We start from the raw sequence: 12,843 nt of genomic DNA, 5'->3' as shown, positions 1-12,843 counted from the left end.
GTCCGTGTTTTTCTCCAAGTCTGTTGGGCTGTGCTGAGGGCGTGGCGTAAACCAGGGTTTGGCGGAAAATATCGCGCTAGAGCACTGGCTGGCGGGTCGCGGAAAAACCCCGGCTTGGATTTCACCCCGGGCAGATAAAACAAGACGTAGCGGCAGTCATCGTACAGGCTGCCAGGAGTGCACATGGTAGCGAGCGCCCGGGTACCCACCTACGGCATGCGCCAGCGCAGCGAGCGCGGCGATTTTCATATCCGTGACAAAGGCCCGGACAACGCCGAGACCGGCGCCCACCGGCATGAGTATTTCCAGATCCAGGCCAACCTCGGCGCCGCCACCGAGCAGCGCATCGGCGGCACCCAGCGGCCGTTCCCGGCGCAGAGCCTGGCGTTCATCCTGCCGCACCGGATTCATTACATCCCGGTGATGGAGCAGGGCGGCGGGTTGTTGATCAACTTCGACCAGCAGTTGCTGTTGCCGCACCTGCAGTGCTCGCCGTTGGACCTCGAAGACGTGCCACTGGCCCAGGCCCCTGAGCTGGCGCCGTTTCGCTTTCAGCAGCAGTTGGACTTCGTGCTCGACGGCGCCGACTGGGCCGATGCCTTGGCGCTGTTCGAGCGCATGCGCCGGCTCGACCGCGACCGCGAGTTCGGCACCCGCGAGTACCTCAAGGGCTGCCTGCTGCAACTGATTGGCCTGGTGTGCCGGGCCTACGCCCAGCCGCTGAAGGCCCTGGCCGCCAGCAACGCCACCGGGCGCAGCCGCCGCGACGCCCTGGCGCGGATGAGCGACTACGTGCGCAAGCACCTCGCCGACCCGGCGCTGGACCTGAAAACCGTGGCCGCCGCCACTTACCTGTCGCCGAACTACCTCACCCACTGGCTGCGCAAGGAAACCGGCAAGACCTTCAGCGAACTGGTGCTGGAGCGCCGCATGCACCTGGCGCGCAGCCTGCTGCAGGGCAGCGAGCGGCCGGTGGGTGAGATCGCCGGGCTGTGCGGGTTCGCCGATGAGGCGTACTTCTCCCGGCGTTTTCGCCAGGCCCATGGGGTGCCGCCGTCGCAGTTCCGGCGCGAGCAGTGCTAGGGGCACGCCACCCGCTACAGGCCAAAGCGCTGCTCACGCAAACTCGCCAGGGCCTTCTCGACCTGTGCATTGGCCTGGTCAAGGTCTCGGCGAAAGCCCTCGCGCAGGGCTGGGTCTTCGAGCAGCTCCAGGCGCAGGCGCAGGCGTGACAACGGTGTGCGCAGGTCATGGGACACCGCCCACACCACCCGTTCCTGCTGCGCCAACTGTTGCCCGATGCGCCGTTGCAGGCGGTTCAGCGCGCGGGCGCCCTTGCGTGATTCGAGCAGGCCGTGTTCGTTCATCGGTGGGCCGTTGAGGTCGTCGGCCAGGCGTTCGCTGGCGCTGCCCAGGCGGCTGATCGGCCGCGCCAGCACCCGCGCCGCCCAGGCCGCGGTGATCACCAACCCCAACACCTGAAACCCCAGCAGCGCCAGGAACCGCAGCAGCGGCTCAGGTTCCAGGCCCGGTTCGGTCATGCTGCAATACCACACCCAGGCCAGCACGTGCGCCAGCGAAATCGCCAGCAACGAGGCGCCGAACAGGCGGGCGAACAGGGATTCGAAAAGGTGCATGGGGGGGCAGCTTCCAAAGCGGGCATCGCGCCACCCTAGCGCGGCCATGTAGCCGGGGTTTGCCCATTGTGTACGCGGCTTTACACAGCCACCTCAATGCGACGACACGTAGCGCTGCGCCTCGCTCGGTGGCGGCAGCGCGTAGGCGGCGCGCATGCGCTGCACCTCGGCCTGCGGGCTGCGGCCAAAGAAGCGCTTGAACTCCCGGCTGAACTGCGACGGGCTTTGGTAGCCCACCTGATAAGCCGCCGCCTGGGCGTTCAGCGCGCCGCGCAGCATCAGCAGGCGGGCCTGGTGCAGGCGGGTGGATTTCAAGTATTGCAGGGGCGTGTTGTCGGTGACCGCGCGAAAGTGCAGGTGGAAGCTCGGCACGCTCATGCACGCGGCCTCGGCCAGCACCTCGACCGCCAATGGCTCGGGGTAGCGCGCGTGGATCAGGTTGATCGCCCGTTGTATCTGCCCAAAGCGGCCGTGGCCGTCGAGCGCGGCGCGCAGGCTGCCGCCTTGTTCGCCGGTAAGCACCCGGTAATACAGCTCGCGCAGCAGCGCCGGGCCCAGCACCTGGGCGTCGGCCGGCTGGCACAGCGCCTCGAGCAGGCGCAGCACGCTTTGCGCCAGCGCCGGCTCCATGGGCGAGGAGAACATCCCCCGCGGTTCGGCGCGCGGCAGCATGGCGGCGGCGTCGGCCTGCTCGACCAGGCGCACGGCCATCGCCACATCCAGCTGCAGGTACAACGCCAGCATTGGCTCCTCGGCGCTGGCGTCGGTCTCCATGGTGAACGGCACCGGCAAGGCCACCACCAGGTAATGCTGGGCGTCGTACAGGTACAGTTGCTCGCCCAGGTAGCCGCGCTTGCGGCCCTGGCAGAGGATCACGATGCCCGGCTCGTACAGCACCGGGGTGCGCGTGAGCGGGCGGTTCGAGCGCAGCACCCGCACCGAGGGCAGGGCGGTGAGGTTATAGCCTTCGTCAGGGCCCAACTGTTCCATCAGCCGGACCATTGGCCGGGTGTGCTCGGTGGCGGCGCTCATCAGGCGTTACCCGTCGGTGGAGCGGCTGAGGGCGTCGAAGGCCGCCAGTTGCTCGCCCATCTGCGTGAGCTTGGCGCCGATGTACTGCACCGCGTCGCTGCCCAGCGCCAGTTGCGTGGGCGGTTGCGGCAGGCCGATCAACTCGAGCATGGCCAGCGCGGCCTTGGCCGGGTCCCCCGGCTGATGGCCGCTGCGCGCCTGGCGGGTGTGCCGGATCGGGTCGAACAGCGCGTCGTAGTCGCTGAGGCTGCGCGGGCTGCGCTGCATCGAGCGGCCGGCCCAGTCGGTGCGGAACGAACCGGGCTCCACCGCGGTGACGAACACCCCCAGCGGCGCCAGTTCCTGGGCCAGGGTCGCCGACAGCCCCTCCACGGCGAACTTGCTCGCGCAGTAGTAGCTGATGCCGGGCATGGTAATCAGCCCGCCCATCGAGGTGATGTTGATGATGTGCCCGCGGCGGCGCTGGCGCATGAATGGCAGCACCGCGTGGGTAACCGCCGCCAGGCCGAACACGTTGACCTCGAACTGCTCGCGCATCGCGCTCAGCGGGGACTCTTCGAAAATACCTTCGTGGCCGTAGCCGGCGTTGTTGACCAGCACGTCGATCGCGCCGATGTCGCGCTCGATGGCGGCTACGCAGGGGGCGATGGCTTCGGTGGCGGTGACGTCGAGCAGCACCCCGTGGGCCTGCTCGCCAAGTGCTTCGAAGGCCGCCAGGGCCTGGGCGTTGCGCACGCTGCCGACCACGCGGTGGCCGGCGTGCAGGGCGGCTTCAGCCAGGGCGCGGCCGAGGCCGCTGCTGGCGCCAGTGATGAACAGTGTCTTGCTCATGGCTCTCTCCATGGGGTGGGCATGGAGCTACTGTAGGCGTTCAGGCCGGCGCCGCTAAGGGCCGATCCTCTGCCGCGCTTGCCTGATCCTATCAGCCCAGCCGTTGTACCAGGGCAAAGCCGGCGATGGTCATGGCCAGCGAGCCGACCACGTGCACCGACACCGTGGCCAGTGCCCAGCCGTAGCGGCCTTGCTGGAGCATGGTCACGACTTCGGCGGAAAACGTCGAGAAGGTGGTCAGCCCGCCGCAAAAACCCGTGGTGATCAACAGCCGCCAGGCCGGGTCGATGTTCGGGTTGCGGATGAAATAGGCCATGGCCCCACCAATGATGAAGCCGCCGATCAGGTTGACCAGCAGGGTACCCAGCGGCAGGCTGGGGAACAGCGCATTGAAGCGCAGGCCCATGAACCAGCGCAGCACGCAGCCGGCCGAGCCACCGAGGATCACGGCGAACAGAGAGTTATACATGGTAAGGCGTTCAGATCCAGGACGAAGCGGCCTATGCTAAACATCCGCGGGCAGCGCTTCAATCGGCCCGTGCCACCTAGAGAGAGGCTGATGATGAAGCTGCGCCCCCTGTTGCCTGCCGTGTTGTTTGTGTGCACCGCCCTGTTGGGCAGCGTTGCCCAGGCCGCCGATGCCCCGCCCGGCATGACTGAAAAGGTTCGCGGCACGTTGGTGTCCGCCACCCCCGATGCCCTGGTGCTGCGCACCGCCGAGGGCCAGGTACTGAACGCCCGGCTGCTGCCGACCACGCGGATCAGCGCGGTGTCGGCGGCCAGCTTCGCCGACATCCACCCCGACAGCTACATCGGCACCGCCGCCGCGCTGCAGCCGGACGGCACCCTCAAGGCGCTGGAGGTGCACATCTTCGCCGCCAGCTTGCGCGGCGCCGGCGAAGGCCACCGGCCGTGGCAAGGCGCCGACGGCCAGGCGGCGACCATGACCAACGGCACCGTCGGCCAACTCAAGGGCGGCCGCCAACTGGTGGTGCGCTACGCCAACGGCGAGCAAACCGTGGAGGTGCCCGACGGCGTACCGGTGGTGCAACTGGACCCCGGCACGCCGGCGCTGCTGGTGGCGGGGGCGAAGGTGATCGTGTTCGCCGTGCCTGGCGCCGATGGCCAACCCCAGGTGCAGTCGGTGGCGGTCGGCACCCACGGGCTGACCCCACCGATGTAACGGAACCGCCGCCGGCCCTGGCCCTCTGAGCTAAGGGCCAGAGGGAATGCCATGCTGTTGCTGCTCAATACACTGATCGTGCTGCTCACCATTGCCGCGATGGAGGGGGTCGCCTGGCTGGCCCACCGCTACCTGATGCACGGCGCCGGCTGGGGCTGGCACCGCTCGCACCACGAGCCGCGCCAGGGCTGGTTCGAGAAGAACGACCTGTACGCGGTGGTGTTCGCCGCCCTGGCCATTGTGCTGATCGCCTGGGGCAACGCCGGGGCCTGGCCATTGCAGTGGGTTGGCGCCGGCATGACCGCCTACGGCGCGTTGTACTTCATCGTGCACGACGGCCTGGTGCACCAGCGTTGGCCGTTTCGCCACGTGCCGCGGCGTGGCTACCTCAAGCGCCTGTACCAGGCGCACCGGCTGCACCACGCGGTGAAGGGGCGCGAGGGTTGTGTGTCGTTCGGGTTCTTGTATGCGCCGCCGTTGGCGGTGCTCAAGGCCCGGCTACGCCAAGCCCATGGTGGCAGCTTGAAGGGGCGGCCCGGCTGACCGGCCGGCTCAGGCCTTCACGTACACCCACGCCTGCAACCCCGAGGCCAGGGTCACGCTGACGCGTTGGTAATCGCTCACCTCATACGCATCCGCCGCGCGCAGCTCCTCGGCGGTGATCTCGAACACCGTGCCCGGCACTCGGTCGCTGTTCACGCCACTGTGCTGCACGATCGGATGGTGGGTCTTGCCGCTGGTGGCCAGCACCTGCGGGTCGGTGATTTCCACCCAGGCCTGGGCATAGCCCACCAGCGCATCGGCCTGGCCGGCCAGTTCACGGCCAAAGCTGGCCAGTTGCACGGCGCGGTCTTGCAGGGTGCCGTAGGAAAACAGGTGCACCAGGGGTGTGGCTTCGTTCATGGGCGGGGGCCTTATACCAGAAGGTCTTCGTAAAACGCCCCATAGGGCTTGGTCGGGTGGGCGATCTGGATTTCCAGGATCCACAGGCTGCTGCCCGGGCGCGCCGCCAGTTCGCCGAGGTCGCCGGCGCGGTAGATGGCGTGGGGGAAGTCACTGACCCGGTGGCCCTTGATGTCGAGGTTGAGCACCCAGCCCATGGCCTTGGCCTGCTGCTCGGCGAAGTCGTACAGCTCCACGCCGCTGCACTGGCTGGCGCGCCAGTGGGCCTCGACCTGGTCGTAAAGGGTTTTCACCGCGGCGGCGCAGGCGAGCATGTCGGGGTCATCGCCCACGGTGTAGGTGGCGCCGGCGTCGCCCTCGTGGCCTTTGAACACCACGCCCATGTCGATGAAGAAAATATCCTCCTCCCCCAGCACCGGGTCACCCTCGGAGCGCTGGTTGAATTTCTTCAGGGTGTTGGCGCCGAAGCGCACCAGCAGCGGGTGCCAGATGCGGTCCATGCCCAGTTCGGCGAGCACCGCCTTGCCCAGCGCGGCGGCCTCGGATTCACGCATGCCGGGGCGTACCTGGGCGGCGATGGCGGCCACCGCTTGCCAGGTCTGCGCCTGGGCGAATTGCATCAGTTCACTGGCGTAGGCGGCGCCTACGGCTTCCTTGGGGTACACGGCGGGGCTACTCATCAGTGCGCTCTCTTTTCGAAGTGCTAAGCGCTGGAGTATACCCACTTGCTGCGGCGGGGGCCGTAACAGAGCCGCTACATCCGGCCGAACCGCGCCAGGCGCGCGCGGTCAACCTTCAATTCGGCCCTTTTGGCCCCATGGAGCGCTAGATGAAACAGCTCGACGTGCAGGTGATCGAGCAGGCCCGCGCCTGGCTCGCCGGCGGCCAGCGGGTATGGTTGTGCACGGTGCTGGCCACCTACGGTTCGGCGCCGCGCGGCCCTGGCGCGTTGCTGGTGGCGCTGGCCAGTGGCGAGTGCGTGGGGTCGTTGTCGGGTGGCTGTGTCGAAGAGGCGTTCTTGCAACGCCTGGCCGCTGGCGGTTTTGCCCCGGTCAACCAGACCGTGCGCTATGGCCAGGGTGGCCTGGAGCCGACCGTGGCGCTGCCCTGCGGCGGCGCGTTGCAGGTACTGCTGGAGCCGATCGAGGCCGACGCGGCCGGCGCCGGCTACCTGGGCGCCATCGAGCAGGCCCTCGGCGGCGGCACTCCGTGGCTGCGCGAGGTGCGCCTGGGCAGCCAGGCCCGCGGCGGGCGCCCGGGTAGCCTGAGTGAGCCGCCGGTGCGGCTGGCGGCCGAGGCGGTGCAAGTGCGGGTGGGCGCGGCGCGGCGCTTGTTGATCGCCGGCTACTCGCCAGTGGCGGCGTTTTGCGCGCAGTTCGCCGCGGCGCTGGGCTACGAGGTGGTGCTGTGTGACCCGCGCGCGGAAACCGCCGCGGCCTGCGCGGCGCTGCCGGTGCGTTTCGAACCGGTGCTGCCCGCGCGGTTCATCGCCGCTGGCGGCTGCCATGCGGCCACCGCGGTGGTGGCGCTGACCCACGACCCACGCCTCGATGACCTGACCCTGATGGAAGCGGTGCGCACGCCGGCGTTCTACATCGGCGCGATGGGCTCGCGGCGCACCAGCGCGCAGCGCCGCGAGCGCTTGGCGCGGGTCGGCCGGCTGGGCGAGGCCGAGCTGGGCCGAGTGCACGCACCGATCGGCCTGCCGCTGGGCAGCAAAACCCCGGCGGAAATCGCCCTGGCGGTGATGGCCGACATCGTTCGCGTGGCCAACGGTGTGGCGGTGCAGCCGGCGCTGGCCTGCGCCAGCTAAGCCCCTCAGCGCTGGGTGTCGACCACCAGCCGGCCGCGCACTGTGCCGGCAAGCAGCTCGCTGGCGGCGGCAATCGCCTCGCCCAGGGCGATTTCCTGGGTGAGCGACGCCAGCAGCGCCAGGTCCAGCTCATCGCGCAGGCGGCCCCAGGCCTCGACCCGTTGGGCATAGGGGCGGGTCACGCTGTTGATGCCGAGCAAACTCACCCCGCGCAGAATGAACGGCGCGACGCTGGCGGGCAGGTCCATGCCCTGAGCCAGGCCGCAGGCCGCGACCCAACCCTCGGCGTAGGTTTGCGCGCACACGTTGGCCAGGGTGTGGCTGCCCACCGAGTCGATCGCCGCGGCCCAACGCTCCTTGCCCAACGGCTTGCCCGGCGCGCTGAGGGTAGCGCGGTCGATGACCTCGCTGGCGCCCAACTGGCGCAGGTGTTCCTGCTCTTGCAGCCGGCCGGTGGCGGCGACCACCGTATAGCCGCGGGCGGCGAGCAGGGCGATGGCGATGCTGCCGACTCCGCCGTTAGCACCGGTGACCAGCACCGGGCCATGGGCCGGGGTGAGGCCGGCGCGCTCCAGTGCCATCAGGCTGAGCATCGAGGTGTAGCCGGCGGTGCCGATGGCCATTGCCTGGCGCTCGCTGATGCCGCTGGGCAAGGGCACCAGCCAGTCACCGTTGAGCCGCGCCCGCTGGGCCAGCCCGCCCCAGTGGCTTTCACCCACGCCCCAACCGTTGAGCAGCACCCGGTCACCGGGCTGGTAACGCGGGTGGGTGCTGTGCTCGACCACGCCGGCCAGGTCGATCCCCGGAACCAACGGCAAGCGCCGGGCAATCGGGCTTTTGCCGGTAATCGCCAGGGCGTCTTTGTAGTTGAGGGTGCTGTAGAGCACCTTGACGGTCACGTCGCCCTCGGGCAGTTGCGGGTCGTCGAGGCGGCTCAGCTGGCAGCTGTAGTCGCCGTTGGGGGTGTCGATCACGATAGCGTTGAACATGTTGCCTCCTTTTAGACCGATCGCCTCAAAATAAGCCTGCGTTCAGGGCCGGGGCAGGCCCGCCAGGTACCCTTGGATGAACACCTGCAGCGGTTGCCCGTGTTGTGCCAGGCGCGCGCGCATCACCGCGCCTTCCCAGCCGATCCAGAAAAACCCCGCCAATGCCTGGCAGTCGCTGCCGGCCGCCAGTTGCCCGGCGGCCAACGCCTCGGCCAGGCACTGGGCCAGGCGTGCTTGCCACTGGCCGAGCATCTGCTCCAGCGCCTCACGAAAGCTGGCGGGCAGTACCAGCACCTCCTGGCCGAGGTTGCCGACCAGGCAGCCGCGGCGGTAATCGAAGCGCGCCATGCCCGCCTGGGCGTCGGCGACAAACGCCTCCAGCCGCTGCAACGGCGCCAGGCCAGGGTTGCCGAGGGTGCGTTCGAGCTTGTGGGCGAAGTACTGCCCATACGCCGCCAGCACCGCGTGGCCAAAAGCCTCTTTGCTCGCGAAGTAATGGTAGAACGAGCCCTTGGGCACCTGCGCGCGCTTGAGCACGGCGTCCAGCCCGGTGGCCGCCAGGCCTTGTTCGGTGAACACCTCCAGGCCGCTGCGGATCAAGGCCTGGCGGGTGTCGGTGTCTTCGCGGGCGACCTTCGGAGGGCGGCCGCGGCGAGGGGCAAGAGTAGGCATGCAGGGTAATTTAGACTGATTAGTTTAATTGTCAAGATGAGGGGGTGGAAGGCCTCTCAGGCCACCTCCAAGCCCAACGCGGTGAGCATCTCGGCCGCCTGCTCCAGCGACACCCGCGCGCCCTTGAAGCGGGCCAGGTCGGCGGCGTCGTGGATGCTCAGCGCTGCCCCGCGCAGGTCGGCGCCGGCGAAGCGGCAGCCGTCGAGGTTGGCCCCGGCCAGGGCGCAGGCCTCGAAGCTAGCCTCGCGAAAATCGCAGCGGTGCAGGTCGGCGTCGCGCAGGTCGAGGCCTTTGAGGTGCTCCCGGCGGAAGCTGCGCCCTGGCAGTTGGCCGTAGCGCAGCGAGCAGTCGCTGAAGGTCACCAGCAGGCCGCTGGCGTCGCTGAAGTTCGCCCCGAGCAACTTGCAGCGTTCGAAGCGTGCGTCGTTGAGGCGGGCATGCTGGAAGCGGCTATTGCTGAAGTTGCAGTCCAGCAGGTGCGCTTCGCTGAGGTCGGCGTGGTCTAGGCGCAGGTCGCTGCCGCGGCAAGCGCTGAACTGCGCGCCTTCGAGGGTGGCGCTATTGAACTGCGCCTCGCTCAGCTCGCAGCCAGTGAACCGCCAGCCGCTGAGGTCAAGGCGGGCGAGGTCGGCGCCGCGCAGGTCGCAGTCGATCAGTTCGGCGGGTTCGCCACGGGCGGCGAGGGCGTGCAGCTCAGCCTTGGCCAAGGCGCGGGAGGAAATCGGCATGGGTTACCTGTCGGGGGTGAAAAGGGGCAAGCGCCCACCCTAGCAAGACGCAAAGGGTTACGCATTGCCAGGGTGGCATTCATTGACCCCGCGCCGCCGCGCTTCTACTTTTTCTGGCCTAAGCTATTGAGTTAAAAAGAGCCACGCCATGACCGCACCACAACACCCCAGCGCCGCCGTGGGCTACCAGCCCGGCTTCGCCAACCACTTCAGCAGCGAGGCGCTGCCGGGGGCCTTGCCGGTGGGGCAGAACTCCCCGCAGCAGGTGCCCTTCGGGTTGTACACCGAGCAGCTCTCCGGCACGGCGTTCACCGTGCCACGCCACGAGGCCCGGCGTACCTGGTTGTACCGCCTGCGCCCGTCGGCGGTACACCCGCCGTTCACCCGGCTGGCGCAGCAGTTGGCCGGGCAGGGCGCCGGGCCGGTGAACCCGAACCGCTTGCGCTGGGACCCTCTACCGCTGCCCGAGGCGCCCACCGATTGGCTCGGCGGCCTGGCCGGCATCGCCGCCACCCACGCGGCCAGCCAGGCCGAGGGTGTCAGCCTGTACCGCTACGCTGCCAACCGCTCGATGCAGCGGGTGTTCTACAGCGCCGACGGCGAGTTGCTGTTCGTGCCGCAGCAGGGCGCATTGCGGCTGGTCACCGAGCTGGGGGTGCTGGAGGTGGGGCCGTGGCAGATCGCCGTGGTCCCGCGCGGGCTCAAGTTCCGCGTCGAGCTGCCCGCGGGCCCGGTGCGTGGTTACCTCTGTGAAAACCACGGCAGCCCCCTGCGCCTGCCGGAACTGGGCCCGATCGGCAGCAACGGCTTGGCCAACCCGAGAGACTTCCAGGCGCCGCTGGCGCACTTCGAAACCACCCGCGGGCCGGTGCAACTGGTGCAGAAGTTCCTCGGCGAGCTGTGGGCCACCGAGCTCGGCCATTCGCCCCTCGACGTGGTCGCCTGGCACGGCAACCACGTGCCGTACCGCTACGACCTGCGCCTGTTCAACACCCTCGGCACAGTCAGCTTCGACCACCCGGACCCGTCGATCTTCACCGTGCTCACCAGCCCGGGCAGCGCGCCGGGGGTGGCCAATGTGGATTTTGTGATCTTCCCGCCACGCTGGATGGTCGCCGAGCACAGCTTCCGCCCACCGTGGTTCCACCGCAATGTAATGAACGAGTTCATGGGCCTGGTCGAAGGCGCCTACGACGCCAAGGCCGGTGGCTTTTTGCCTGGGGGCGCCTCGTTGCACTCCTGCATGAGCGCCCATGGCCCGGACCACGCCTCGGCCCAGGCGGCGATCCACAGCCCATTGCAACCGCACAAGCTCGAAGGCGGCCTGGCATTCATGTTCGAAACCGGCCGGGTACTGCGCGCCAGTGCCGATGCGCTGGCTTCGCCGCAACTACAGGTTGACTACGACAGCTGCTGGGCCGGGCTGCAAGCCAACTTCAGCCCACCCGGGGGCCGGCCATGAGCGGCGCCAGCAGTTGGGTGCCGCACGCTGAGGGCCACCCGCAGTTCGGCCTGCACAACCTGCCATTCGGGGTGTTCAGCGAGGGCGGTAGTGCGCCGCGCGGGGGCGTGGCCATCGGCGACAGCATTCTTGACCTGCGCGCGGCCCTCGCCGCGGGGCTGTTCGCCGGCCCCGCGCGGGGCGCCGCGCAGCGTGCCGCGCAGGGCACCCTCAACGGCTACTTTGCCCTCGGCGCGCCGGCGCGGGCGGCCCTGCGCGAGGCGCTGCGGCACCTGTTGAGCCATGCCAGCCCGGCGCGGCCCGATGTGCTGCGGCCCCAGGCCGCGTGCCAGCTGCACCTGCCGGCGCGCATTGGCGACTACACCGACTTCTACGTAGGCATTCACCACGCACGCAACGTCGGCCGGCTGTTCCGCCCAGACCAACCGTTGCTACCCAATTACCAGCATGTGCCCATTGGCTACCATGGCCGGGCCTCTACCGTGGGCGTGGCGCCAGCGTTCAAGCGCCCGCGCGGGCAATATTTGCCAGCGGGCGCCGAAGCACCGCAGTTCGGCCCCTGCCAGCGGCTGGATTTCGAACTGGAGCTGGGCCTGTGGCTGGGCCCGGGCAACCCACAGGGCGAGCCCATCGGCATCGCCCAGGCCGGGGGCCACCTGGCCGGGCTGTGCCTGCTCAACGATTGGTCGGCGCGCGACGTACAAGCCTGGGAGTACCAGCCGTTGGGGCCGTTCTTGTCGAAAAGCTTCGCCACCAGCGTGTCGCCCTGGGTGGTCACCGCCGAAGCCCTGGCCCCTTACCGCCGCGCGCAACCGCCGCGGCCTGCGGGCGCCGCCCAGCCCTTGGCGTACCTGTGGGACGAGCACGACCAGGCCCACGGTGCCTGGAACATCGAGTTGCAGGTGCTGTTGCGCACCGCGCGCATGCGCGCGGAACACCAGCCCGACCACCTGCTGGCGCAGAGCAATACCCTGAACATGTACTGGACGGCCGCGCAATTGATAGCCCACCACAGCAGCAACGGCTGTGCCCTCAACCCAGGCGACCTGTTTGGCTCGGGCACCTTGTCCGGGCCTGGCCCGGGCAGCCTCGGCAGCCTGTTGGAACTCACCGCCGGCGGGCGCGAGCCGGTGCGCTTGCCCAACGGCGAAACCCGGTTGTTTCTTGAGGATGGCGACGAAGTCACCTTGCGCGCCCGCTGCCTGGCCGAGGGCTTGCCGCCGCTGGGGTTTGGCGAGTGCCGGGGGAGGGTGCTGCCCAGTTAGCTGGGGGTGGCTTCGGCGCCATAAAAAAGGCCACCGCCGAAACCGGAGGTGGCCGAACAAGTATCACCAAAGGACTGAAGTGGAAACGGCCCGGGGCGCCAGGCGGCGGGGGGATGCCTGGCCCCCCGGGCAGATTCGTGCTTCGGTAGTAACCTTATCACTGCTCAAACGAATGGCCGCATTACCCCTGTCGATAGGCATTATCATCCGAATGCATTAACCCCCCTGGTGTTCCGTGCTAAACCTTGGTGCGCGGCGCCTGCCGCCGCACCATAACAACAACGCTGGTGGTCGGTTCGATCCCACTTTTTCGCCTTTGAAGATCTGC

15 protein-coding genes are annotated in these 12,843 nt (G+C 68.8%); 6 read left to right on the top strand and 9 right to left on the bottom strand.

What is annotated here, in order from left to right; genetic code table 11:
• Positions 1-183 precede the first annotated feature (183 nt).
• The gene (locus tag ACFZCE_RS21515; RefSeq protein ID WP_390942546.1) at positions 184-1,083 is read left to right on the top strand and encodes a helix-turn-helix domain-containing protein; all 900 of its coding nucleotides are present in this window, start codon (positions 184-186) and stop codon (positions 1,081-1,083) included.
• Positions 1,084-1,097: 14 nt separating this feature from the next.
• Here ACFZCE_RS21515 and ACFZCE_RS21510 read toward each other — a convergent pair whose 3' ends face one another.
• The 4 genes from ACFZCE_RS21510 to crcB form a co-directional block, all read right to left on the bottom strand.
• Positions 1,098-1,637: a histidine kinase dimerization/phospho-acceptor domain-containing protein gene (locus tag ACFZCE_RS21510; protein ID WP_390942545.1), complete on the bottom strand. Its 540-nt coding sequence runs from the start codon at positions 1,635-1,637 to the stop codon at positions 1,098-1,100.
• Positions 1,638-1,730: 93 nt separating this feature from the next.
• Positions 1,731-2,669, bottom strand: coding sequence for an AraC family transcriptional regulator N-terminal domain-containing protein (locus ACFZCE_RS21505; RefSeq protein ID WP_390942544.1), 939 nt, complete (start codon positions 2,667-2,669; stop codon positions 1,731-1,733).
• Positions 2,670-2,675: 6 nt separating this feature from the next.
• The gene (locus ACFZCE_RS21500) at positions 2,676-3,500 is read right to left on the bottom strand and encodes an oxidoreductase (protein ID WP_390942543.1); all 825 of its coding nucleotides are present in this window, start codon (positions 3,498-3,500) and stop codon (positions 2,676-2,678) included.
• A 91-nt stretch (positions 3,501-3,591) separates the two neighbouring features.
• Positions 3,592-3,969, bottom strand: coding sequence for a fluoride efflux transporter CrcB (gene crcB, locus ACFZCE_RS21495; RefSeq protein ID WP_390942542.1), 378 nt, complete (start codon positions 3,967-3,969; stop codon positions 3,592-3,594).
• A 93-nt stretch (positions 3,970-4,062) separates the two neighbouring features.
• Here crcB and ACFZCE_RS21490 point away from each other — a divergent pair, with 93 nt between their 5' ends.
• Together ACFZCE_RS21490 and ACFZCE_RS21485 are read left to right on the top strand one after the other, a co-directional pair.
• The gene (locus ACFZCE_RS21490) at positions 4,063-4,683 is read left to right on the top strand and encodes a hypothetical protein (protein WP_390942541.1); all 621 of its coding nucleotides are present in this window, start codon (positions 4,063-4,065) and stop codon (positions 4,681-4,683) included.
• Positions 4,684-4,734: 51 nt separating this feature from the next.
• Positions 4,735-5,226: a sterol desaturase family protein gene (locus tag ACFZCE_RS21485; RefSeq protein ID WP_390942540.1), complete on the top strand. Its 492-nt coding sequence runs from the start codon at positions 4,735-4,737 to the stop codon at positions 5,224-5,226.
• Positions 5,227-5,235: 9 nt separating this feature from the next.
• Here ACFZCE_RS21485 and ACFZCE_RS21480 read toward each other — a convergent pair whose 3' ends face one another.
• Complete coding sequence (locus tag ACFZCE_RS21480; protein WP_390942539.1) at positions 5,236-5,586, bottom strand: gamma-glutamylcyclotransferase; 351 nt, start codon at positions 5,584-5,586, stop codon at positions 5,236-5,238.
• An 11-nt stretch (positions 5,587-5,597) separates the two neighbouring features.
• Positions 5,598-6,266, bottom strand: a complete 669-nt coding sequence (locus tag ACFZCE_RS21475; RefSeq protein WP_390942538.1) for a M24 family metallopeptidase — start codon at positions 6,264-6,266, stop codon at positions 5,598-5,600.
• A 149-nt stretch (positions 6,267-6,415) separates the two neighbouring features.
• On the opposite strand from ACFZCE_RS21475, the gene ACFZCE_RS21470 reads away from it, so the two are divergent.
• Positions 6,416-7,399, top strand: a complete 984-nt coding sequence (locus tag ACFZCE_RS21470; RefSeq protein WP_390942537.1) for an XdhC family protein — start codon at positions 6,416-6,418, stop codon at positions 7,397-7,399.
• 5 nt (positions 7,400-7,404) lie between these two features.
• Here the strand turns inward: ACFZCE_RS21470 and ACFZCE_RS21465 are convergent, their stop codons facing one another.
• From ACFZCE_RS21465 to ACFZCE_RS21455, 3 genes are read right to left on the bottom strand one after another with little or no spacing between them, the layout of a single operon-like run.
• Entirely contained in the window at positions 7,405-8,388 is a 984-nt protein-coding gene (locus ACFZCE_RS21465) for an acryloyl-CoA reductase (protein ID WP_390942536.1), read from the bottom strand.
• A gap of 42 nt (positions 8,389-8,430) precedes the next feature.
• A complete protein-coding gene (locus ACFZCE_RS21460) occupies positions 8,431-9,060 on the bottom strand; it encodes a TetR family transcriptional regulator C-terminal domain-containing protein (protein WP_390942535.1) in 630 nt (209 codons plus the stop codon).
• A gap of 56 nt (positions 9,061-9,116) precedes the next feature.
• Positions 9,117-9,788: a pentapeptide repeat-containing protein gene (locus ACFZCE_RS21455; RefSeq protein ID WP_390942534.1), complete on the bottom strand. Its 672-nt coding sequence runs from the start codon at positions 9,786-9,788 to the stop codon at positions 9,117-9,119.
• Between the two features lie 148 nt (positions 9,789-9,936).
• Here ACFZCE_RS21455 and hmgA point away from each other — a divergent pair, with 148 nt between their 5' ends.
• Together hmgA and fahA are read left to right on the top strand one after the other, a co-directional pair.
• A complete protein-coding gene (gene hmgA / locus ACFZCE_RS21450) occupies positions 9,937-11,250 on the top strand; it encodes a homogentisate 1,2-dioxygenase (RefSeq protein WP_390942533.1) in 1,314 nt (437 codons plus the stop codon).
• Entirely contained in the window at positions 11,247-12,515 is a 1,269-nt protein-coding gene (gene fahA / locus ACFZCE_RS21445) for a fumarylacetoacetase (RefSeq protein WP_390942532.1), read from the top strand. Before hmgA ends, fahA begins: the two co-directional genes overlap by 4 nt.
• Positions 12,516-12,843: the final 328 nt, after the last annotated feature.

Origin of the sequence: Pseudomonas sp. NPDC007930 (assembly GCF_042958985.1) — a bacterium.
Taxonomy (GTDB): Bacteria; Pseudomonadota; Gammaproteobacteria; order Pseudomonadales; family Pseudomonadaceae; genus Aquipseudomonas.
The sequence above is the reverse complement of the archived record's forward strand: the minus strand, read 5'-3'. Positions and strand labels throughout refer to the sequence as shown.